General features: G+C 72.8%; 18 protein-coding genes. 9 read left to right on the top strand and 9 right to left on the bottom strand.

Annotation, left to right across the window (positions count from 1 at the left end; genetic code table 11):
* Positions 1–7 precede the first annotated feature (7 nt).
* Entirely contained in the window at positions 8–1261 is a 1254-nt protein-coding gene (locus tag ACTOWY_RS24950) for an alanine racemase (RefSeq protein WP_441312095.1), read from the top strand.
* Here ACTOWY_RS24950 and ACTOWY_RS24945 read toward each other — a convergent pair.
* Positions 1249–1944 carry an ArsR/SmtB family transcription factor gene (locus tag ACTOWY_RS24945; RefSeq protein ID WP_441312094.1) on the bottom strand — a complete coding sequence of 232 codons (696 nt, stop codon included), beginning with the start codon at positions 1942–1944 and terminating at the stop codon, positions 1249–1251. The two genes, ACTOWY_RS24950 and ACTOWY_RS24945, sit on opposite strands and share 13 nt — an antisense overlap.
* Before the next feature lie 298 nt (positions 1945–2242).
* Between ACTOWY_RS24945 and ACTOWY_RS24940 the strand changes: the two genes are divergently transcribed.
* Positions 2243–2725 carry a hypothetical protein gene (locus tag ACTOWY_RS24940; protein WP_441312093.1) on the top strand — a complete coding sequence of 161 codons (483 nt, stop codon included), beginning with the start codon at positions 2243–2245 and terminating at the stop codon, positions 2723–2725.
* Entirely contained in the window at positions 2722–3501 is a 780-nt protein-coding gene (locus ACTOWY_RS24935; RefSeq protein ID WP_441312092.1) for an isocitrate lyase/PEP mutase family protein, read from the top strand. Before ACTOWY_RS24940 ends, ACTOWY_RS24935 begins: the two co-directional genes overlap by 4 nt.
* On the opposite strand, the gene ACTOWY_RS24930 is transcribed toward ACTOWY_RS24935, so the two are convergent.
* The gene (locus ACTOWY_RS24930) at positions 3479–4207 is read right to left on the bottom strand and encodes a hypothetical protein (protein ID WP_441312091.1); all 729 of its coding nucleotides are present in this window, start codon (positions 4205–4207) and stop codon (positions 3479–3481) included. The genes ACTOWY_RS24935 and ACTOWY_RS24930 overlap by 23 nt on opposite strands.
* Positions 4208–4319: 112 nt before the next feature.
* Here ACTOWY_RS24930 and ACTOWY_RS24925 point away from each other — a divergent pair, with 112 nt between their 5' ends.
* Positions 4320–4757, top strand: coding sequence for a GNAT family N-acetyltransferase (locus tag ACTOWY_RS24925; protein WP_441312090.1), 438 nt, complete (start codon positions 4320–4322; stop codon positions 4755–4757).
* A gap of 4 nt (positions 4758–4761) precedes the next feature.
* On the opposite strand, the gene ACTOWY_RS24920 is transcribed toward ACTOWY_RS24925, so the two are convergent.
* Genes ACTOWY_RS24920 through ACTOWY_RS24905 form a run of 4 tightly spaced genes read right to left on the bottom strand, consistent with a single transcriptional unit; the run spans position 4762 to position 10431 of the window.
* On the bottom strand, positions 4762–6123 hold the full coding sequence (locus ACTOWY_RS24920) for a glutamine synthetase family protein (protein ID WP_441312089.1): 1362 nt from the start codon (positions 6121–6123) through the stop codon (positions 4762–4764).
* The gene (locus ACTOWY_RS24915; protein ID WP_441312088.1) at positions 6120–7397 is read right to left on the bottom strand and encodes a lysine N(6)-hydroxylase/L-ornithine N(5)-oxygenase family protein; all 1278 of its coding nucleotides are present in this window, start codon (positions 7395–7397) and stop codon (positions 6120–6122) included. Before ACTOWY_RS24915 ends, ACTOWY_RS24920 begins: the two co-directional genes overlap by 4 nt.
* Entirely contained in the window at positions 7394–9061 is a 1668-nt protein-coding gene (locus ACTOWY_RS24910) for a pyridoxal phosphate-dependent decarboxylase family protein (protein ID WP_441312087.1), read from the bottom strand. The genes ACTOWY_RS24915 and ACTOWY_RS24910 overlap by 4 nt, the downstream gene beginning before the upstream one ends.
* Positions 9058–10431: a diaminobutyrate--2-oxoglutarate transaminase family protein gene (locus ACTOWY_RS24905; RefSeq protein ID WP_441312086.1), complete on the bottom strand. Its 1374-nt coding sequence runs from the start codon at positions 10429–10431 to the stop codon at positions 9058–9060. The genes ACTOWY_RS24910 and ACTOWY_RS24905 overlap by 4 nt, the downstream gene beginning before the upstream one ends.
* 298 nt (positions 10432–10729) lie before the next feature.
* Between ACTOWY_RS24905 and ACTOWY_RS24900 the strand changes: the two genes are divergently transcribed.
* Positions 10730–13804, top strand: a complete 3075-nt coding sequence (locus ACTOWY_RS24900; protein ID WP_441312085.1) for a hypothetical protein — start codon at positions 10730–10732, stop codon at positions 13802–13804.
* Positions 13805–14337: 533 nt separating this feature from the next.
* Here ACTOWY_RS24900 and ACTOWY_RS24895 read toward each other — a convergent pair.
* Both ACTOWY_RS24895 and ACTOWY_RS24890 read right to left on the bottom strand, forming a co-directional pair.
* A complete protein-coding gene (locus ACTOWY_RS24895; protein ID WP_441312084.1) occupies positions 14338–14787 on the bottom strand; it encodes a GNAT family N-acetyltransferase in 450 nt (149 codons plus the stop codon).
* Entirely contained in the window at positions 14787–16400 is a 1614-nt protein-coding gene (locus ACTOWY_RS24890; protein ID WP_441312083.1) for an amidohydrolase, read from the bottom strand. Before ACTOWY_RS24890 ends, ACTOWY_RS24895 begins: the two co-directional genes overlap by 1 nt.
* 95 nt (positions 16401–16495) lie before the next feature.
* Between ACTOWY_RS24890 and ACTOWY_RS24885 the strand changes: the two genes are divergently transcribed.
* The 4 genes from ACTOWY_RS24885 (at position 16496) to ACTOWY_RS24870 (ending at position 20061) form a co-directional block, all read left to right on the top strand.
* Complete coding sequence (locus ACTOWY_RS24885) at positions 16496–17257, top strand: enoyl-CoA hydratase/isomerase family protein (protein ID WP_441312082.1); 762 nt, start codon at positions 16496–16498, stop codon at positions 17255–17257.
* A 154-nt stretch (positions 17258–17411) separates the two neighbouring features.
* The gene (locus tag ACTOWY_RS24880; RefSeq protein WP_441312081.1) at positions 17412–18950 is read left to right on the top strand and encodes an AMP-binding protein; all 1539 of its coding nucleotides are present in this window, start codon (positions 17412–17414) and stop codon (positions 18948–18950) included.
* Positions 18941–19393, top strand: coding sequence for an acyl-CoA thioesterase (locus ACTOWY_RS24875; RefSeq protein ID WP_441312080.1), 453 nt, complete (start codon positions 18941–18943; stop codon positions 19391–19393). Before ACTOWY_RS24880 ends, ACTOWY_RS24875 begins: the two co-directional genes overlap by 10 nt.
* Positions 19390–20061 carry a TetR/AcrR family transcriptional regulator gene (locus ACTOWY_RS24870; protein ID WP_441312079.1) on the top strand — a complete coding sequence of 224 codons (672 nt, stop codon included), beginning with the start codon at positions 19390–19392 and terminating at the stop codon, positions 20059–20061. Before ACTOWY_RS24875 ends, ACTOWY_RS24870 begins: the two co-directional genes overlap by 4 nt.
* On the opposite strand, the gene ACTOWY_RS24865 is transcribed toward ACTOWY_RS24870, so the two are convergent.
* Positions 20027–20488 carry a hypothetical protein gene (locus tag ACTOWY_RS24865; protein ID WP_441312078.1) on the bottom strand — a complete coding sequence of 154 codons (462 nt, stop codon included), beginning with the start codon at positions 20486–20488 and terminating at the stop codon, positions 20027–20029. The genes ACTOWY_RS24870 and ACTOWY_RS24865 overlap by 35 nt on opposite strands.
* Positions 20489–20599 lie beyond the last annotated feature (111 nt).

The raw sequence follows: 20599 nt of genomic DNA, 5'->3' as shown, positions 1-20599 counted from the left end.
TTCTTCCGTGGACCTGCCGATCTCCGCCGAAGGCCGCCCCGCGCTCCCCGCGACGGCCGTGCCACCGCACATCCGGGCCGAGCTGCTCGCCCGCGCCGGGGATCCACTGGCGCCGGTGAGCGGCTACGTCTACGACCCGGCGGTGGCCGCCGAGCGGGTGCGTGGGTTGCGCGCCGCGCTGCCCGGGTGGGCCAAGGTGTGTTACGCGGTCAAGGCCAACACCTACCGCCCGCTGCTGGCGGCGATGGCCCCGCACCTGGACGGCTTCGAGGTGTCCTCGGCCGCCGAAGCCGACCTGGCGCGGGCGGTGTCCCCGACGGCGCTGCTGGTCTCCGCTGGCCCTGGGAAGACCTTGCCGACGCTGAACAGACTGCTGCACAACAACATCGGCGTGGTCAACGTGGAGAGCCGGTTGGAGCTGGCCCGGCTGAACCAGGCAGCCGGGCTGGCCGGGCGACGGGTCGCGGTGACCATCCGGGTCAACCCGAAGTGGGTTGAGGTGGCCGGTTCACTGACCATGGGCGGCGCCGCCACGGTCTTCGGCTTCCCGGAGGATGAGGTCCCCGCGGCCCTGGCCACGGCCGCCGCGCTGCCGAACCTGGACGTCGTGGGTTTCCACGTGCATGCCGTCTGTCAGAACATGGACGCGGTCGCCCACGCCGCCTATGTCCGGTGGTGCCTGGAGTGGAGCGCGGCCACGGCGGCCGAGCACGGAGTCCAGCTGCGCGCCGTCGGGGTGGGTGGCGGGATCGGGGTGCCCTTCGAGGGCGGTCCCGAGTTCGACACTATGAAGTTTTGTGAGCTACTGGGCCAAGTAGAGCCTCCTTCCGGAGTGGACGTGGTCTTCGAGCCCGGCCGGTGGTGCGTCACCGACGCCGGGTGGTACGCGGCCGAGGTGGTCGACGTCAAACACGCCTACGGCACCTGGTTCGCCGTGCTGCGCGGTGGCATCAACCACTTCCAGCTACCCACCTCCTGGGACATCCGGCATCCGTTCGCCGTGCTCCCGGTGGACACCTGGCCGGTGGACTGGCCGCGGCCGGAAGCGGTGGACGTGCCGGTGACGGTGGTGGGCGAGTTGTGCACGCCGGAGGACACGCTGGCGCGGGACTTCCAGGTGTCGCGGGTGCGCGCGGGTGATCTGGTGGTGTTCCCGATGGCCGGGTCGTACGGCTACGAGTTCGCGATGCCGAACTTCCTCGGTCATCCGCCCGCCGACCGGCGGACCGTGTCCGCGGACGGGACAGGTCAGGCGAGCTGAGCCGGGTCCAGGCCGAGCAGGTCGGCCACGGCACGTTCGCCCACCGGGGTGAGGCGGACCGCGCGGCCGCTGCCGACCGGCTTGAGCCAGCCGCGGTCGCGAAACCGTTGGCAGAGCTGGGCTCCAGCCGCGCCGGCCAGGTGGGTGCGCCGCTCGGTCCAATCCAGGCAGGCCCGGACCAGGGGTCGCCCGGTGGGGCAGGACAGGTCGGCGCCCAGTTCCCCGGTCAGCCAGGCCCGGCCGGCCGGGGTGACGCCGAGGCCGTCGGCCTGGGTCAGCAGGCCGGCGGTGGTCATGGCGTCGGTAATCGCCACGCCGAGCCGTCCGGCCAGGTGGTCGTAACAGGTGCGGCCACGGGCCAGGGCGGCCGCGGCGGTGCTGGCGCGCAGGCCGGCGGGGCGCTGCGGGGCGGGGTCGAGGTGGGCAACGAGACCTTCCAGGAGTTCGGCGGTGCGCGCGTCGGCGAGTTGCACGTACCGGTGGCGGCCCTGTCGGCGTTCGGTCAGCAGGCCGCCGGACAGGAGGCGGTTGAGGTGTTCGGTGGCGGTGGAAGCGGCGACCCTGGCGTGCGCGGCCAGTTCGCCGGCGGTCCAGGCGCGGCCGTCGAGCAGGGCGAGGCAGATCGCGGCCCGGGTGGGGTCGGCGAGCAGCCCGGCGAAGGCGGCCAGCTCGGTCGAGGTCATGGCCTCATTGTGCGGCCGGACGTTTCGGCCATGACCGAAACGACCCGTGCCTAGCGTTCGTGTCATGCCTCCTGGTCAGCGTGCGTCCGTTGTGGTCAGTGAGCCCGCTCAGGTGCGGGCCGTGCTGGTGAAATCAAGCTATGCGGTGCCGACTTGGCACTGCCACTCACGAGCAGGTGAAACCGGGGTGACCGCGGATATGGCCTGGTTGCGGGCTTCCGTGGCCCGGTTCAGCAGCGGACCGGCGCACCAACGGCGGCGCTCCTTAGCATGTGCCGAGCTGGCACACGTACACCCGATGGGGTTGTTTCGGCTGGCAGCCGCAAATCCGCAGGTGGAGCCGGTATTGCTGCTGGCCGAGGCGCTGGGACTGACCGGGATCCGGGCCGAGACCGTTGCCACCGTGGCAAGGGCCTACCACCCGCACACCGCGACCGGCCCGGCTACTGATCAGGCGGCGGCCGATCGCGCGGTGGCCGAGCTGGTGACCTGCTGCGGCGGGCGCGCGGACGAGCGCACCGCGGCCCGGATCTGCCTGCTGGTCCAGTCCGCCGACGCCACCGCCGCCCTGCGCGCGGCAGTCCGCGAGCACGGCTCCGTCGAGGCCGCGCTCCGGCTCGCCCCGCCGGTCCGGCACACCCGGCGGATCAGCCCGGACGGCACCGAGTTACTGCTCGAACTCGGCGGCGACCTGGCCTTCGGCGCCGGGGCGCACGCCTGCCCCGGTCGCACCCACGCGCTCGCCCTGGTGGCGGGCCAGCTCGGAGAGGACAGCCCATGACCACCGCCTTCCACGCCCTGCACGCCGGCCCGGAACCGCTGTTGCTGCCCAACGCCTGGGACTTCGGCTCCGGCGCGATGCTGGCAGGCGCCGGATTCGCCGCCATCGGCACCACCAGCCTTGGCGTCGCGGTCGCCGCCGGACTCCCGGACGCCCAGGGCGCCGCCCGCGGCGAAACCCTGGCCCTGGCCCGGCTGCTCACCCGGCTGCCCTGCCCGGTGACGGTGGACATCGAGGGCGGTTTCAGCACGGATCCGGCCGAGGTCGGCGCGCTGGCCGCCGAACTGGCCGCGGCAGGCGTCGCGGGCGTCAACATCGAGGACGGGCGCTATGCTGGGCTCGCTGATCCCGGACAGCAGGCCGAGTTGATCAGCGCGATCCGGGTGGCGGCCCCGGAGCTGTTCATCAACGCCCGCACCGACACCTTCTGGCTGGGCCAGGGCGATCTCGGCGAGACACTGCGGCGGGTGCGCCGGTACGTCGAGGCGGGCGCGGACGGTGTGTTCGTGCCAGGGCTCGTCGACACCGAGGGCATCCGGCGGGTGGTCGGCGAGGCGGGCGCGCCGGTGAACCTGTTGTTCGTGCCAGGGCGGCACAGCGTGGCTGAGCTGGGCGAACTCGGGGTGCGCCGGGTGAGCACCGGATCGCTGTTGTTCCGGGCGGCGTTGCACGCGGTGGTGCAGACGGCGGCCGCGGTGCGGGACGGTCGCGCGACCGCCGCTGGCGTGCCAGGTTACGCCGAGATCGACCGGCTCACGGCAGGTCCAGCGGCATGAGTTCGGCGACCGTGCCGAGGATGAATCCCTGGAACTTCATTCTCTCCACCATGCCCGCATCGCCGCCGTCAGCCAGTTCGAGCTTGGGGCCGCCGGTGCCGACCATACTCAGCATCGTGGTCTGCGGTCCGTTCCGAGCCAGGTAAGCCCAGCAGTACAGGCGCTCCTCCCCGTTCGGCTGCCGGTTGTCGGCGCAGAAACCGAAAGCGGCGTCGATCCCGGCCGCGCCCTTGAACTTCACCTCGCCCTGGTACCGGAAGGAGCCATACTCCTGGTCCTTCCACTCCGGGCAGGTCCGGGTGGCCAGTTCACGCAGCTCGGCGATCAACTGCTCGGCTCGTCGACCCTGGTAGATGTGCGCGGCGCTGTTCGTCCAGTCGTGGTCGGACTGCCAGCGGCGCAGGTAGCTGACCGCGGGCGGCGTGCTCAGAGCGGCCCAGCAACTGGTCATCGGGCCGTTGTCCAGGTGCTGCTCATGGAAGCGGGTGCCGGTGCCCTGCACGGTGTCGATGGGCAGCACCGCCTGGAAGGTCAGGTGCCGGAAGACGCGTTCCTGTTCCCGCGACAGGCCCGGTGTGGTGGTCACCGGGGGCGCGGTCGAAGTGCTGCTCGCCGGGGCTGACGCGGCGGGCTGGGCGGGCTCGGCGGGCTCGGCGCAACCGGTCAGCGCCAGGCACGCGAGCAAGGTCAGCAGCGTTCGTCTCATCGTGGTCCCCCTCAGTTTGAGCGTTCGCTCAATATGGAAGCAGGTTTTAAGCGATTGCTCAAGTTCTTGTTCGCGTGATCGGCTGCGGTGATCGCGAGCGAAGGAGCTGGGGATGGTTGAGATCGGGCCACTGGCCGAGCACGAGCGGCCGGACTGGGAGGCGTTGTTCCGCGGCTACACCGACTTCTACCAGCGGGTCATGCCGCAGCAGGGCTACGATCGGGCCTGGCGGGAGTTCCGCGCCGGGACCAGGATGCACGCGCTGGGCGCTCGCCTGGACGGCGAACTGGTGGGCATCACGCACTTCCTGGTGCACCCGAGCACCTCGTCAGCCGATGTCTGCTACCTGCAGGACCTGTTCACCACACCCGCCGCCCGCGGCCGGGGCGTGGCCAGGGCGCTGATCGAGGCCGTAGTGGCGTGGGCCCGCGAACAGGACTGCGGACGGGTTTACTGGCACACCCAGGAGACGAACGCGACCGCGCGGCGGCTCTACGACCAGGTGGCGCTGAACAAGGGGTTCATCCAGTACCTGGTGCCGCTGGACTGACCGGTCAGAGGCGCTCGAAGCCGCGGCGCAGCTCCCAGTCGGTGACCGTCGCGGCGAAGGCGTCCAGCTCGGCCTGGGCGGCGCGGGCGTAGTGCCCGACCACCTCCGCGCCGAAGGCCGCCTCGGCGACCGGGCTGGCCAGCCACAGGTCCACGGCGGTGGCCAGGTCCGGCGGCAGGGTGCGCCGGTCGGTGGCGAAGGCGTTGCCCTGGAAGGGTTCTTCGAGTTCCAGCCGGTGGTCGATGCCGTGCAGGCCTGCCGCGATGACCGCGGCGACCGCGAGGTAGGGGTTGGCGTCGCCGCCGGGCACCCGGTGTTCCAGGCGCAGCGACTCGCCCCGGCCGACCACTCGGATCGGGCAGGTCCGGTTGTCCCGCCCCCAGCCCAGGGTGGTGGGCGCGAACGCGCCGGGGGCGAACCGCTTGTAGGAGTTGATGTTCGGCGCCTGGAACAGCACCAGCTCGCGGGCGCAGGCGAGCTGGCCCGCGATGAAGTGCCGCATCAGCTCCGACATCCCCTCGCCCTCGGCGAACACCGGCCGATTCTCGGTGTCGCGCAGGGACAGGTGCAGGTGGCAGGAGTTGCCCTCGCCGGAGTCGAACTTGGCCATGAAGGTCAGCGCCCGGCCGTGCGCGGCGGCGATCTGCTTGGCCCCGGTCTTGTACAGCACGGTGTTGTCGCAGGTGGTGAGCGCGTCCTGGTGACGGAAGACGATCTCGTACTGGCCGGGGTGGCATTCGCCGCGCGCGGATTCCAGGCGCAGCCCGGCCCGCACCATGTCCCGGCGGATGCGGTTGACCAGTGGGTCCACTTCGGACAGTCCGGCCACCGCGTAGTCCGCGTTGTGCCGGGTGGCCGGGCGCAGGTCGCGGTAGCCGCGTTCCCAGGCACTCTGGTAGTCCTCGCGGAACACCAGGAACTCCAGCTCCGCGCCGACCCGCGCGGTCAGGCCGCGGGCGGCCAGCCGGTCCAGTTGGGTGCGCAGGATCTGCCGGGGCGCCACACCGACCGGGTCGCCGCCGGGCCAGTGCGCGTCGGCCAGCACCAGCGCGGTGCCCTCGTCCCAGGGCAGCAGGCGCAGCGTGGCCGGATCGGGAAGCAGCGTGAAATCGCCGAAACCCGTTGCGGCGGCGTCGATGGCGTAGCCGGCGCCGGTGGTCATGTCGACGTCCACGGCGAGCAGGTAGGCGCACGCGGCCGCGCCGCCGACCCCTACCGTGTCAAGGTAGTGCTCGGCGCCCACTCTGCTGCCAAGGAGTCTGCCGGTGAGATCGGGCAGCGCCACGATCACGTTGTCCACCAGGCCATCCGCCACCGCGGCCCGCAACTGCTCCGAGGATAGCGGGACGGCCGGGCGGGTGGTCACGGGGCTCCGAAGCTGGTGAAGGCGGTGCGTGCGGGCAGGCGGTGCACGGTGCGGCCGGTGACCGCGTTGAGGATGGTGGCCGCGCGCCAGGCGCCCAGGGTGAGGTCGGGCGCGCCGACGCCGTGCGTGTGCAGCTCGCCGTTCTGCACGTAGAGACCGCCGGTGACCGCCGGGTCCAGCTCGACCCGGTGGTCGACGTTGATGCGCTGTCGGCCGCGCTCATCCCAGTGGGTGAGGTGGGCCAAGGGGTCCAGGAACGGTGGTACGCTCGCGACGTAGCCGGTGGCGAGGACTACTCGGTCGGTGTCCACTGAGTACGGCCGGTCCTGCTGGATCTCGTGGCAGCCCAGGCGATAGCGGCCATCGATCGGTTCCACCGTGCGGATTTCGGTGTGCGGGGTCAGTTCGGCGGCGACCCGGTCACCCCCTACGGTGCGTTCGTAGAGCAGGTCCTGGATCTCGGCGAGGGTGTCGGCGCTGACCGCCTTGTAGAGCTGCCACTGCGCGGGCACCAGTCTGTCCTTTGTGGACTGATCAAGGCCGCGGAAGTAGTTGGTGTAGTCCGGGGTGAAGTGCTCCAGGCCGATCTTGGAGTACTCCATGGGCGCGAACTGGCCGCGGGTCAGCCAGCGCACCCGGCTGCCGGTCTCCGGCTGGCGGCGCAGCAGGTCGAGGAAGACCTCCGCGCCGGACTGCCCGGAGCCGATCACGGTGATGTCGGCGGCCCCGGTCAGCGCGGGCAGGTTGGGCAGGTAGTCGGCGGCGTGGCAGATCTCCTTGCCCAGCAAGGGCTGGAACGCCACGGGCACTCGCGGCTGGGTGCCGACGCCGAGCACCACGTTGCGGGCCAGCAGTTCCCCGCCGTTGTGGGTGACCAGGAAGGCGGCCCGGCCCGCGTCCCAGGACACCGCGGTGACCTCGGCGTCAAACCGGCAGGAGGGCAGCGAGCGGGCGACCCAGGCGCAGTAGTGGTCGTACTCCCGGCGCGGCACGTGGAAGCGCTCGGCGAAGAAGAACGGGAACATCCGGTCGTGTTCGCGCAGGTAGTTCAGGAAGGACCAGCGGCTGGTCGGGTCGATCATGGTGACCAGGTCGGCCAGGAACGGGACCTGCAGCCGGGCGCCGTCGAGCAGCAGGCCTGGATGCCAGCTGAACCCGGCCCGCCGGTCCAGGAACACCGCGTCCAGGCCGGGCACCGCGTCGGCGAGCGCGGCCAGGCCCAGGTTGAACGGGCCGAGCCCGATCCCGGCCAGGTCGTGCACGTCCGGGCTCATCCGGTGGCCTCCGCCGTGTCCTCGGCCTCGCCCGCCTCGACCACGAGTGCCAGCAGGGCGTCCAGGTCGGCGGTGGTGGCGTGCGGGTTGAGCAGGGTGAGCTTGAGCCGGATCCGGCCGTCCACCTCGGTGCGGCCGACCACCGCGCTGCCCTCGGCCAGCAGTCGGCGTCGCAGTGCGGCGTTGACCTGGTCCGGATCGCGGTGCCGGGCCTGGAAGTGGAACACCACGGTGCTCAGCACCGGCCGGGCGGCGAGCACGAGTCGCGGGTGCGCGTCGATGGCGGTTGCGGCGTGCCTGGCCAGGTCGTGGCAGGCGTCCACCAGCACGCCGAGTCCGGTGCGGCCCAGGGCGCGGAAGGTCACCGCGAGCTTGAGCGCGTCCAGGCGGCGGGTGGTGCGCAGCGAGTAGCCGAGCAGGCTGCGGTAGCCGAGATCCTCGTCATCGGTCGGGTTGAGGTAGGCGACCCGGCGGGTGAGCGGGTCGAACGCGCTCGCGCGGCGGGTCAGGAAGCCGCCTGCCGCAACGGGTTGCCAGCCGAACTTGTGCAGATCGATCGCGATCGAGTCGGCCAGGTCGAGGCCGCGCAGCAGCGGGGCGAGCCGGTCGGAGAACAACGCGCCGCCGCCGTAGGCCGCGTCCACGTGGAACCAGGCATCGTGCGCGGTGGCGATCGCGGCGAGTACGGGCAGCGGGTCGATCACGCCGAAGTCGGTGGTGCCCGCGGTCGCGACCACCGCGATCGGCCGGTGGCCGCTCGCCCGGTCGGCCATGAGGCTGGCCACCAGGGCCGCCGGGTCCATCTGCTGGTCGGCGGTGACCGGCACCGCGACCACGGCGTCCTCGCCAAGGCCGAGGATGCCCGCGTTGCGCTGCACGGAGAAGTGCGCGGCGGCACTGCAGTAGACCCGGGGCCGCTGGGTCGGCGCGAACTCGCGGGCCAGCAGCAGGCCCATCAGGTTCGACTCGGTGCCGCCGGAGGTCAGCACTCCCCCGGCCTGATCCGGCTGGTAGCCGACGAGTTCGGCCAGCGCCCGGACCACCCAGGGCTCCAGTTCGGTGGCGATCGGGGCCTGGTCCCAGGAGTCCAGGGACTGGTTCATCGCACCGGCCGCGACCTCGGCGGCGACCGCGATGGCCAGTGGCGGGCAGTGCAGGTGCCCGACGCAGCGTGGATCGGCCGGATCGGCGGAACCGACGGCGATCAGGCGGCTCAGTTCGGCCAGCGCGGGTTCGGCGCCGATGCCCTTGTCCGGCAACGGGTTGTGCTCGACGGCGGTGGCCGCCGCGGCGGCGATGGCGGCCGGGGAACCGGCCGGGGCCGGGCCGCCGCGCTCGACGGTGCCCTTGGCCAGGGACTCCAGCACGAGGTCGAGGAGCGGGGCGAGCGCGGTGGCACCGGCGACGCCACCGGCGAGCGCGGCCGGGTCGAGCGGGCCGGGCGTGCGGCGGGCAGGTGGGGCGGCGGGCTGGTCAGCGGCGGCGGCTGCTTCGGCGCCGGTCTCCTTGCCGGGGCTGGCGGGGCTGGCGGGGCTGGCGGGCCGAGCCTCGGGGGTGGCCTGCTCGGCGGTGTCGGCCGGGCGGCGGACGGGCTCGCCGGTGTGCTCCGGGCGGTCGGAAGTCCTGGGCACGCCACCGGTTCGGGCGCTCCACTTGGCGGTCATCGGTTCGCTCCCCGTTCGGCCGCGGCGACGGCCTCGCCCAGTCGGTTGAGCACGCTGTCGGCCTCCGCGTCGGTGATGGTCAAGGGCGGCAGCAGCCGGATCACCGCGTCGGCCCGGCCGCCGAGTTCCAGGATCAGGCCGCGGCGCAGGCATTCCGCGCGGATCGCGGCGGCCAGTTCCGGTGCGGCCGGGCGGGCGCCCAGTGCGTCCGGTTCGGCCGTCGGGTCGACGATTTCCAGGCCCAGCATGAGGCCGCGGCCGCGGACCTCGCCAACGCAGTGGGTGCGTTCCTGCAGGCCGCGGAGTTCGGTGAGCAGGCTCTCGCCGAGGGTCGCGGCACGGGCGGACAACTGCTCGGCGGCGACGAAGCGCAGGGTGGCGGCGCCCGCGGCCATGGCCAGCTGGTTACCGCGGAAGGTGCCGGTGTGCGCACCGGGCCGCCAACTGTCCAAAGTGGATCGATAGACGATCACCGCCAGCGGCAGGCTGCCGCCGATGGCCTTGGACAGCACCAGCACATCCGGGGTGATCCCGCTGTGCTGCACCGCCCAGAACTCGCCGGTGCGGCCGACGCCGGTCTGCACCTCGTCCACGATGAGCGGAATGCCCTGCGCCGCGGTGATCTGGCGGATCTCCCGCAACCAGCTGTCGGGGCTGGGGATAACTCCACCCTCACCCTGCACCGCTTCCAGTATCATGGCCGCGGGTGGCAGGACGCCGGAGTGGCTGTCGGTGAGCAGCGACTCGACCAGGCGCGCGCCGATCTCGTGCGCCCGCGGGCCGCCAACCCCGAACGGGCATCGGTAGTCGTACGGGTATGGCAGTCGGGTCACGTTGAACCCGTTGTCCGCCAACGGTTCCCGCACCGCGATGTTGCCGCTGGCGGCGAGCGCGCCCGCGGTCATGCCGTGGTAGGCGCCGGTGAAGGCGAGCACGTTCTGCCGTCCGGTGGCCGTGCGGGTCAGCTTGAGCGCGGCCTCCACCGCGTCGGTGCCAGCCGGGCCACAGAAGTGGATCCGGCAGTCCGCGGCCAGTTCCGGCGGCAGGGTGTCCAGCAGCGCGGTGGTGAAGTCGTCCTTCTCCGGGGTGCTGATGTCCAGCGCGTGCAGTGGCGCGCCGGAGTCGAGCACCCGGCGGATCGCGCCGAGCACCACCGGGTGGTTGTGGCCGAGGGCCAGGGTGCCCGCCCCGGCGAGGCAGTCCAGGTATTCGCGGCCGTCGGCGCCGGTGACCCGCAACCCCTCGGCGTGCACCGGCACCACCGGGAAACTCCGGGCGTAGGTGCGCGCGGCGGACTCGCGATCCCGTTGCCTGCCCAGCACCGCCGCGAGGTCGACCTGCGCGTGCGCGGCGTCGGTCCAGGCTGTCATCAGGCATCCCCCAGGCTCGAGTGTTCGCGCGAAGGCCGTTCGGTGTCGGCGGCCACGCGACTGAAGTGGTGGGGGAGCTGGCGCCGGTCGGTGTGCAGGGCCTTCGTCCGCATCAGCCAAATCCTAATCTCGGCGGGCGGGGCTTGCGCCGGACTGCGAGGTTTTGCGATGATCGGCACATGATCAACGGAAAGGGCCTCGCCCACCGCGCGTGGTGAGCGGCCGTGACGGTGACCGTGAGCCGCGCTCCGGAGCCGACCAGCTGTCCGTACTTCTCAACCAGCCCCATACCGGACGGATGCCCGCGATCGCGGCGTTCGCCCGGGGCTTGAGCGCGCCCGAATACCGGGCGATACAGGCAGAACTGGACATCGGCGATGACTACCAGCGCGAGCTGGGCCTGTTCCTCGCCGTGGTCCGCCGAGACCTGGAAACCCTGGTCAGCGCGCTGTCCGACCCCCGGCTGCGGCCACGAGCACTGGCCGCCTCGACCCGGTTGCCGATTCCGGCCGAGGCGCTGACCGAGGTGCTGCGGACCGCGCCGCGGCGGGACCGGCTGCTGCTGTACCGGATGCTGCGGCAGTCCCGGCGGCGCGGCCTGGCCGATGAGTTCCTGCCAGAGGTGGCGGCGCGGTTCGACCTGACCGAGGCGCGCACCCTGCTGACCGCCTGTTCACCCAGCGTGATCGGGATGTGGCTACCGCGACTCGGGGCCCCGCCCGGCCTGCTGCGCAGCCTGGCCCGGCTGGTGCCGGAGGTCGTACTGGACCGGCTCGCCGCGGAGCTGCCCGGTCTGGACGAGTCGAACCAGTGGCGCTGGCGGCGGCGCAATCGTGGCCTGCTGCCGCTGCTGGTCCGGCGGATCCCCGGCGCGGTGGCCCGGTTGCTGATCTCCCCGGGTTGGGGGCTGCCGCTGGAGGCCGAGGACCGGACGCCGAGGCTGGCCACGGCGATCGTGCACGCGGCCGGGGCCGAGTTGCCCGAGGTCTTCCGCAAGCTCGGTGACAGCGGGATGGGCCCGCTACTGCTGCGTGAGCTGCCGCTCGACCGGCGGCGGGAGCTGCTCGAACAGGTGTACCCGGGGCAGGTGGCGGAGCAGGCGGGCGCGGAGTTGCTGGCCGAGTTGCCCGCGGCGGACCGGGTGCAGCTGGTCAGGACCGCGCTGGAACTGGGCGGGTCCGGGCGGCTGCCGTTCCAGGCGCTGCTGCCCGCGCCGGAGGCCGAGGCCGCGCTGGCCGAGGCGACCGGCAGTCACCGGGTGCGGACCAGGGAGTACGGCTGGCGGGTGCGGCTGGACCGGGCGGTCCGGCTCGGCGATCCGGCGCTGTTCGCCGCCGTGGTCCAGGACGCGACCAGGGCGCTGCACGATCAGGACCGGGTGCGCGCGTACGTGCTCGGCGCCCTCCGGGAGGCGCCGGCCCGGTTGCTGTCCGCGGTGCCGGTGGCGGTGCTGGCCGAGGCGGTCAGCACCGCGGTGCAGGCCAAGGACAGTTCGCAGTGGACCTTCGAGCCGCTCGCGGAGTGGTTGCGCCGCACCATCGCGGCGACCAGGGATCCGGCCCGGCAGATCGCGCTGGTGCCGTTGTTCGCCCGGTCGCAGCGGGATCGGCGGGCGCCCGCGCGGCGGCTCGCCGTCCGGCTCGCGCCCGAGGTGTGGGCGCGGCTGTGGGCGGAGCTGCGGGAATCGGTGCTGCGCGAGGCGGCGGCCGGGCGGTACGGACCGGCGTTGCGGGCCGCGGAGATGTTCGGGGCCGATCTTGACTCGGTGCCGGAACTCGACCAGCTGCTGTGGACCGTTGCCAGGCACACCAGGGATCCCCGGCAGGCCGAGACCGCGATTCGGTTGTGGCTGAACAGATCCGGGCCGCGCGGGGAGCGGGTGGGCCAGGTGGTGCGCGGCCGGCCGGAGTGGGGTGGGCAGCCGGTGGTGTGGCGGGAGGTCAGCACCCGGCGCACGGATCTGCTGGATCTGGTGCTGCCGGTGCTGGATCCGCTGCCGCGGGTGCCGCGTTCGGTGCTGCACCGGTGGACCGCGGCACAGCGCGCTCGGTACGCGGAGCGGGCGCGGGCGATCGCGCTGGACGAGCGGACCGAGCTGTGGCAACGGGTGGCCGCGATCGCCGGTGTGCGCGAGGTGCCCACGCTGATGTCGTTCACCACGAACGAAAGTCATCCGATCGTGGCAGCAGCGGTGGAAGCCCTGGGCGCGACCGCGCCGACCGCGGTGGCATTGCCGGTGTTGTTGCAGGTGGCCGGGGGTCCGAGTGGCCCGGGAGCGCGTGCCGCGGTGCGGGCGCTGCACCGGGCGCTGGACACCCTGCCGGACGCCGAATCCGTTGCGGCACTGGGGAATCTGCTCGATGAGGCCCCCTCGGTCGGCACCGCGAAGGAGGCGGCCCGGATTCTTGGTAGGCTCGCTGGCGGCGAGTCGGCACGGGTGCTGTTGCGGTTGTGGGCGAAACCCGCACTGCACCAGGATGTTCGAGCGGCGGTGGCCGGCGCGCTGGCCGGGCTCCTGGACGAACCCGGGGTGCACGAGGCGTTGACCGAGGCCCTGGCTGGTACGGCCGCGGTGCGTGGCGCGGTGCTGGCGACCGAGGTGGACCGGGTATTGCCATCCCGGCAGCCGGTGTTCGCGAGCCTGGTCGCCCGCGCGGTGTCCACGGTGGGCAAGGACAACCTGACCGAGACGGACCTCGCGTTCTGGACCTGGTGGCGTCACCTGCCGGACCGCGGTGCCACGCTGGCCGCGTTGCTGCGCCAGGACCTGCCGGAGCGGATGTGCCGGCGGGTGGCCGACTGCCTGCTGGGCTCGGTGCCGGTGGCCGAGGCACTACCGGCGTTGCGGTCCCTGCTGGCCGATCTCGTGCCGGTGGCCCGGAGCGGTGACGACTCGGCGTGGCGGCGGGTGGAGTGGTTGTACGGCGGGCGGGCGCTGCGGCACGGCGATCCGGCGGGACAGGCCGGGCTGGACCGGGTGCTGGTCGATGGGTTCCGGGCAGCCGGGATGCATCGCGAGGCGGCGGGCCTGCTCGACCTGATGGCACGGGCCTCCCTGGTGGACGGGGTGCGGACCGAGCTGTGGGATGAGCTGGTCGAGGTGGTCGACGACCGGGCGTTCCGGCTGCCCCGGGAGTTCGGGCACGGCGGCGCGTACAACCGTGCCGTGGCGGCGGAGACGGTGCTGGCCGTGGTGGATCACCTGGGCGGGCTGCCCGGGGTGGTGCCGGGGTTGCTGGCCGCGCGGTTGCTCGGGCGTGGCGGGAAGCTGGCGCGGTGGTCGGAGCCGTGGGTGCTGCGGCGGACGCGGTTGCTGGGGCATGCGGATCCGGACGTGCGGGCGGCGGCGCGGTCGCTGCGTGGCGTGCGGTGAGGCTGCCGCGGTGCCAGCCCTGCGGTGACGGCACTGCGGTGACCGCGCTGCGCTGAGACTGTCGCGGAGACGGCGGCGCGGTGAGGGTGTTGCGGCAACAGCGCTGCGGTGATGGCATCGCCGTGACAGCGCTGCGCTGAGACTGTCGCGGAGACGGCGGCGCGGTGACCGCGTTGCGGGGCCGGGTGTCGGGCGTGGGCTGGTTGCCGAGGTCGGGGTCGGGGTCGGGGTCAACCCCCGGCGAGCGGCGGGCTGCCTCTCGGGTCGCGCGCGAGTCGGCGGGCACCGGGCCGCGGTGCGCCCGGTGGCGGCAGGCGCGGGCCACGGGCGCGGTCACGGCTGGCGGACGCGGGGCGGCAGGCGCTGGGCGCGGGCCGCGGCCGCAGGCGCAGGTGCAGGTACGGCTGGCGGACGCGGGTACGGCTGGCGGACGCGGCTGGTGATGTGGGCGCGGCTGGCGGGCGTGGGCGCGACAGGCGGCGTGGGTGCGGCTGGTCTCGATCTCGCCTTGGCCCTGGCTGTCCTGCCTCGGCTCAGCCGGCCGGGACGTTCCAGCGGTAGCGGGTCCAGCCGTCCACCGGGTGGGCGCCCAGGTTGCGGTAGAAGCCTTCGGCGGAGGTGTTGCCCCAGCGGACTTCCCATTCGACTCGGCCGTCGGTGCGACGGCGGAGTTCGGCGAGCAGTTCGCGGCCCAGGCCGTAGCCGCGGTAGCCGGCGCGGACGAACAGGTCGTCGAGCCAGATGCCGGGTTGGGCGGCCCAGGTGGAGAAGGTGTTGTGCCACAGGGCGAAGCCGGCTGTGGTGCCGGGTCGGTCCGGTGGTTCGGCGATCAGGACCGCGGCCCAGGGCTGGGGGCCGAAGAGGTGTTCGGCCATGTCGGCGCGGTTGAGGGTGAGGGTTTGGTTGCCCTCGTAGGTGGCGTGTTCCTGGATCAGGTCGCAGATGTCGTCCAGGTCCGCTGGGGTGGCCTCGCGTACCGGCATCAGAAGCCCTCGGGGTTGTGCGCCAGGGTGCCGTCCAGGGCGGTGGCGCGGACCTGTGCCGCGTCGAAGCCCTCGGTCACCGGGTCGGCCGACAGCACGGCGAAGTCGGCGAGTTTGCCAGGGGTCAGGGTGCCCACCCGGTGTTCGCGGAAGGCGGCGTAGGCCGAGCCCCAGGTGTAGGCGCGCAGGGCCTGTTCCGGGGTGAGGCGTTCGGATTCCGGGCCGAAGGGGACGCCGGTGGCGGTGTGCCTGCGGACCATGTCGGCCATGCCCAGCAACGGGTTCCCGTTCACCACCGGACGGTCCGAGCTGCCTGGCAGCGGGATGCCCGCGTCCAGGAAACTGCGCTGGCGGTAGCACCAGTCGATCCGGTGGTCGCCCAGGGCCGAGGCCATGCCGTCGCCGAGTTCGCTGAGGAACCTGCCCTGCGGGACCGGGATGACGCCGAGTTCGGCGATCCGGGCGATCTCGGCCGGGCCCGCGATGGCGCAGTGCTCGATCCGGTGGCGGTGGTCGGGGCGCGGAGTGCGGTGCAGCGCGGCGGCGTAGGCGTCCAGGACCTCGGCGATGGCGCGGTCGCCGATGGCGTGGGTGGCGATCTGCCAGCCCGCGGCGTGCAGGCGGTCGATCAGCTCGCGCAGGTCGGCCTCGGGCAGCTGGAAGTAGCCGCGGTTGTCTGGGTCGCCGGCGAAGGGCTCGTGCATGGCGGCGGTGCGGCCGACCAGTGACCCGTCGGCGAAGATCTTCACCGGGCCGATGCGCAGGTGGTCGTCGCCGAAGCCGCTGTGCAGCCCGAGGTCCAGGCCGAGGCTGACCTGGTCGGTCGGATGCCGGTCCAGCTCGTGCAGGGCGTCGGAGATGACCATCAGGGTGGTCCGGACGTGCAGCTTCCCGGCGGCGCGGGCGCGCTGGTAGGCGGCGATCTCCAGCGGGGTGCGGCCGATCCAGCCGCCGCCGACCCCGGCCTCCTGCACGCTGGTAATGCCCTCGGCGAGGTACTGCCTGGTGGCGCGGTCGATCGAGCGCTCGACCACGTCTAGGGGGGTCGGGTAGACCAGCGGTCGCAGCAGCAGCTGGGCCTGTTCGCGGAGCAGGCCGGTGGGGTCGCCGTGTTCGTCCCGGCCCAGGTCACCGCCTTCGGGCACGGTGGCCAGGTCGAGCTTGCCCAGGACCAGGGAGTTGACCACACACATGTGGCCGGAGGTGTGCTTGAGCCACACGTGGTGGTCTGGGGCGGCGCGGTCCAGGCCGGTGCGGGTCGGGTGGCCACCGGCGAGTTTGGTCTGGTCGTAGCCGCTGCCGATCACCCAGCTGCCCGCGGGCTGCCCGGCCGCGCGGCGGGCGATGGCGGCGTAGACCTCCTGGGTGCTGCGGCAGTCGTTGAGCGGGACCTCGTCCAGGCTCATGCCGTACCAGGACAGGTGGTTGTGCGCGTCGTGGAAACCGGGGGTCACGGTCGAGCCGCCCAGGTCGATCCGTTGCCGGGCGGACAGGTCCGCGCAGTCCTGGCCCAGGGCCACGATCCGGCCGTCGAGCACCGCGAGGGCGTCGGTGACCCCCGCCGCGCCACCGGTGCGCACCCGCGCGTTGTGGAAGACCGTGTCCACCCGCATTCGCTGCCTCCCTTGACCTTCCGCCGTGCGTCAGGGACTCTATCGATCGATCGATCGGGAGTCGAGACCCTGATCGCCGAGGAGAGGGCGGGCCGTTGGAGCGCACCGTGCAGCACACCGAGGCCGACGGGGTGGCGGTGCTCGCGCTCAACCGGCCGCACCGGCTCAACGCGGTGGCCCCAGCGCTGGTCACCGACCTGGTGGCGGCCCTGCGCGCGGTCGCCGACTCCCCCGCTCGCGCGGTGCTGCTCACCGGCAACGGCCGCGCCTTCTGCGCGGGCCACGACCTCAAGGAGCCGGTGGAGTCTGGCGACGGGCACGCGAGCAGGCTGCGACTGGAGCAGATCCAGGAGGTCACCCGGCTGATCAGGGGCCTGCCGCAGCCGGTGATCGCGGCGGTGCACGGATACGCGCTGGGTGCGGGGGCGGAGTTCGCGCTGGGCTGCGATCTGGTGCTGGCCGCGCCGGACGCGATCTTCGGGTTTCCCGAGGTGAGCCTGGGGCTGAGTGTGACCGGGGCGGCGTCGCGGTTGCTGCCGTTGCTGGTGGGGCCGTTGAAAGCCAAGGAGTTGCTGCTGCTCGGGGAACGGGTGGACGCGCGCACGGCGCTGGAACTCGGGCTGGTGAACGCGGTGACCGGGGCCGGGGAGTTGCTGCCCACGGCGATGGAGTGGGCGCGGCGGCTGGCGGCGCAGCCTGCACAGGCGATGACCCTGGCCAAGCGGGCGCTGGATCGCGGGATCGACTCGAGCGTGGAGGGGGCATTGGAGTTGGAGGTGGCGCACGCGCTCATCACCGACGGGTCGGCGGATGTGACCGCGGCGACGGACGGGTTCCGGCGGCGGGCCGATGGCTAGGCGGGGCGGGGAACAGGGACGGGCGGGGGCCGGCGAGGCTGGGCGGGCAACGGTTGCGGGCCAGGCTGGGGCGCCTGCGCGGGGCGGAGAATCCGAGCAGGCAGGGCAGTCCGAGCAGGCAGGGCAGTCCGAGCAGGCAGGGCAGGACGGGGCGTTGGGGGCGGGCGGGGAATCCGGGCGGGCTGAGGAGCTGGCGACGCTGGTTGCCGTTGCGGCGCGACGGTGGCCGGAGCGGGTGGCCTGGACCTTTGACCAGACCGGGGTCGAGCTGAGTTTCGCCGAGGTGCATCGGCGGTCCGATGAACTCGCGTTCGCGCTGGCCGCTCGTGGGGTGCGGCCAGGTGACCGGGTGGCGCTGATGTTGCGCAATCAGCCGGAGTTTCCGTTGTGCTGGCTGGCGATCGCCAAGCTTGGCGCGATCATGGTGCCGGTCAACGTGCAGTACCGGGAGCTGGACGCCACCCACGTGCTCGCGCATTCCGGGGCACGGATCGTGGTGGCGGCGGCGGAGTTCGCCGGGTTGCTCGACTCCATCCGGGAGCGGACCGAGCTGGAAGTGGTGCTGACCGCGGCGGAACTGGGGGCCGCGCCTGCGGTGACGTTGGTGGCTCCGGTGCCGGAGCAGGCGGTCAACATCCAGTACACCTCGGGCACCACCGGGCGACCCAAGGGTTGTGTGTTGCCGCATCGGTACTGGCTGACCCTGGCCCAGGGACTGGTGCGGGACTTCCCCGCCATTGACGAGCGGGATGTTCTGCTTACCGCGCAACCCTTTCACTACATCGATCCGCAGTGGAACGTGGTGCTGGGGCTGCTCGCGGGGGCGCGGCTGGTGGTGCTGGACCGGTTCCATCCGGCCTCCTTCGCCGAGCGGGTCCGGCACCATGAGGTCACCTGGTTCTACTGCCTCGGGTTGATGCCCACCTTGCTGCTGCGGCAACCGCCCTCGGCGCTGGACACCGCGCACCGGGTGCGGGCGGTGTACGCCTCCGCGATCCCGCTGGAGCTGCACGGCGAACTGGAGCGGCGCTGGGGGGTACCCTGGTTCGAGGCGTTCGGGATGACCGAGACGGGTGGGGACATCCGGGATTCGGTGGCGGGGCACGAGACCCGGGTGGGCACCGGGTGTCTTGGGCTGCCCACGCCGGAGCGGGAAGCCATGATCGCCGATGAGGCCGGTGAGCCGTTGCCGCGCGGGCACACCGGCGAGCTGGTGTTGCGGGGCAGCGGGATGATGCAGGGGTACTACCGGGATCCGGCGGCGACCGCGCTGGCCTTCCGCGGTGGCTGGTTCCACACCGGTGATCTGGCCCGGATGGACGAGCGGGGCCGGGTCTACTACGTGGGGCGCACCAAGGACATGATCCGGCGCAGTGGCGAGAACATCGCGGCGGCCGAGGTGGAGCAGGCCTTGCTGCTGCACCAGGGCGTGCGGCTGGTGGCGGTGGTGGCGGTGCCGGATGAGCTGCGCGGAGAAGAGGTGCTCGCCTACGTGGTCCCGGCCGACGGGGTCACCGCGGATCCCGTCGCGCTGGCGGAGTTCTGCGCCGGGCAGCTGGCCTACTTCAAGGTGCCGCGGTTCTGGGTGTTCCGGGACGCCTTGCCGTTGACCGCTTCGGAGCGGGTGGCCAAGGGCGAGCTGCCCCGGGTGTCCGCCGGGAGTTTCGACCGGGTCGAGGCGCGATGGGTGTGACCGGGTTCCGGCACGACACGCCGGTGTACTTCGACGAGCTGGACCTCAACGGGCACCTGCACAACACCCGGTTCGCGCTGCACGTGGAGCGGGCGACCTCGGCCCTGTTCGAGTCCCTCGGCTACGGCTGGACCAGCTTCGCCGACCGGCATCCCGATCTGGTGTACGCGGTGCGCGAGCTGAACCTGGAGTTCCTCGCCCCGTTCAGCTCTCCCGGTCCGCTGCGCACCGAACTCTGGGTGCGCCGCCTGGGCCGCACGAGCTGTGTGTACGGCTTCCGCTGCACCGATCCGACCGAGGGTCCGACCTACGCCAGGGGGCGGCGGGCGGTGGTGAAGCTTGGCCCCGGCGGTCGTCCGGAACCGTGGTCTGCCACCATGCGTGACATCCTCGCCGGGTTGCACCGGGCCGAGGAGCCCCCAGCGGACGAGGAGCGCCGGTGACCGTGACCAAGGCCGCCAAACCCGCGCCCGCCGCGGAACGCATCCGGCAGGCCGCGCTGACCCTGTTCGCGGCCAAGGGTTTCCACGGCACCGGGATCCGGGATCTGGCCGAGACCGCGGGACTGTCCTCGGCCAGCCTGTACCACTACATGGGCACCAAGGAGGACCTGCTGCTGGCGATCATGCGCGAGTGCATGACCCGGCTGCTGACCGCGGGCAGGCGGGTGTTCCTGGACGATCCGGATCCGCGGTCGCGGCTGGCGGGACTGGTGCAGGTGCACGTGCTCAGTCACGCGGTGCACCCGCTGGAGACCGCGGTGGTGGACAACGAACTACGCGCGCTCTCCGCGACCGCCCGCGCTACCATCGTGGCCCAGCGGGATGAGTACGAGGACCTGTGGCGGGCGGCCATCGAGGACGGCTGTGCCAGTGGCGTTTTCCGGACCTCGGCCCCGGCGGTGACCCGGCTGGCGCTGTTGGAGATGTGCAGCGGGGTGGCCCGCTGGTACTCGCCGCGCGGCAGGCTGGCGCTGACCGAGCTGGCCACGCACTTCACCGAGATCGCCTACGGCGCGCTGCACGCGGAACCGTCCACAGTGGACGTCGAGGCGGCGCGGCGGCGGACCAGGCTGGTCACCGAGGTGTGGGGCGTGCCGGTGCGGCGTTGAGGGTCTCGCCGGTCGGCGTGCGCGCCGTGCAGACCAGCGGCTGACCCGGTGCCGCGGTGCGGGTGGCCAGCACGCGTTCCCGGCTGCGGCCCTTGTCCAGGGTGATCACGCAGGTGAGTCCCGCTGACGGAGTGGCGATGGCGACCTTGGCCTCCGCGCCCGCCGGGATGAGGACCTCGGTGCGCCACGGCGGGGTGACGCTGTTCGCGGTGGCCGGGGCGGGCGCCTGGGTGCGGTCGGCACCGCTGCCCTGGCTGTACTCGACGCTGACCGGGCCGGTGCCGCCGGTGACCTGGTAGGTGACCGCGTAGGCGTCGATCGGGCGGTACACCACGGTCAGCAGGTAGGTCAGGTAGGCCGCCGCGACCAGGCCGACCACGCCGAGCGAGGCCAGCACCGTGCGCATCGCCGGGGAGAGCGCCTTCACCCGGCCAGCTTCCCACCGGGTGGCGCGACACCGGTGGGAAGCCGGGTGGATCGGGCGTGTCCGGGCCGGAAATCCGGCCCTGGTCGGCAGGTGCGCGCCGGGCACTCGTCG

Origin of the sequence: Crossiella sp. CA198 (assembly GCF_052078295.1) — a bacterium.
In the GTDB taxonomy this organism is placed as follows: Bacteria; Actinomycetota; Actinomycetes; order Mycobacteriales; family Pseudonocardiaceae; genus Crossiella.
The sequence above is the reverse complement of the archived record's forward strand: the minus strand, read 5'-3'. Positions and strand labels throughout refer to the sequence as shown.

Excerpts from the sequence above, each read along its gene's own strand:
- ACTOWY_RS24935 (WP_441312092.1), top strand. The coding sequence starts at position 2,722 with ATGACCACCGCCTTCCACGCCCTGCACGCCGGCCCGGAACCGCTGTTG.
- ACTOWY_RS24940 (WP_441312093.1), top strand. The coding sequence starts at position 2,243 with ATGGGGTTGTTTCGGCTGGCAGCCGCAAATCCGCAGGTGGAGCCGGTA.
- ACTOWY_RS24910 (WP_441312087.1), bottom strand. The coding sequence starts at position 9,061 with ATGACCGCCAAGTGGAGCGCCCGAACCGGTGGCGTGCCCAGGACTTCC.
- ACTOWY_RS24945 (WP_441312094.1), bottom strand. The coding sequence starts at position 1,944 with ATGACCTCGACCGAGCTGGCCGCCTTCGCCGGGCTGCTCGCCGACCCC.
- ACTOWY_RS24925 (WP_441312090.1), top strand. The coding sequence starts at position 4,320 with ATGGTTGAGATCGGGCCACTGGCCGAGCACGAGCGGCCGGACTGGGAG.
- ACTOWY_RS24915 (WP_441312088.1), bottom strand. The coding sequence starts at position 7,397 with ATGAGCCCGGACGTGCACGACCTGGCCGGGATCGGGCTCGGCCCGTTC.
- ACTOWY_RS24890 (WP_441312083.1), bottom strand. The coding sequence starts at position 16,400 with ATGCGGGTGGACACGGTCTTCCACAACGCGCGGGTGCGCACCGGTGGC.
- ACTOWY_RS24930 (WP_441312091.1), bottom strand. The coding sequence starts at position 4,207 with ATGAGACGAACGCTGCTGACCTTGCTCGCGTGCCTGGCGCTGACCGGT.
- ACTOWY_RS24900 (WP_441312085.1), top strand. The coding sequence starts at position 10,730 with ATGCCCGCGATCGCGGCGTTCGCCCGGGGCTTGAGCGCGCCCGAATAC.
- ACTOWY_RS24895 (WP_441312084.1), bottom strand. The coding sequence starts at position 14,787 with ATGCCGGTACGCGAGGCCACCCCAGCGGACCTGGACGACATCTGCGAC.
- ACTOWY_RS24875 (WP_441312080.1), top strand. The coding sequence starts at position 18,941 with ATGGGTGTGACCGGGTTCCGGCACGACACGCCGGTGTACTTCGACGAG.
- ACTOWY_RS24905 (WP_441312086.1), bottom strand. The coding sequence starts at position 10,431 with ATGACAGCCTGGACCGACGCCGCGCACGCGCAGGTCGACCTCGCGGCG.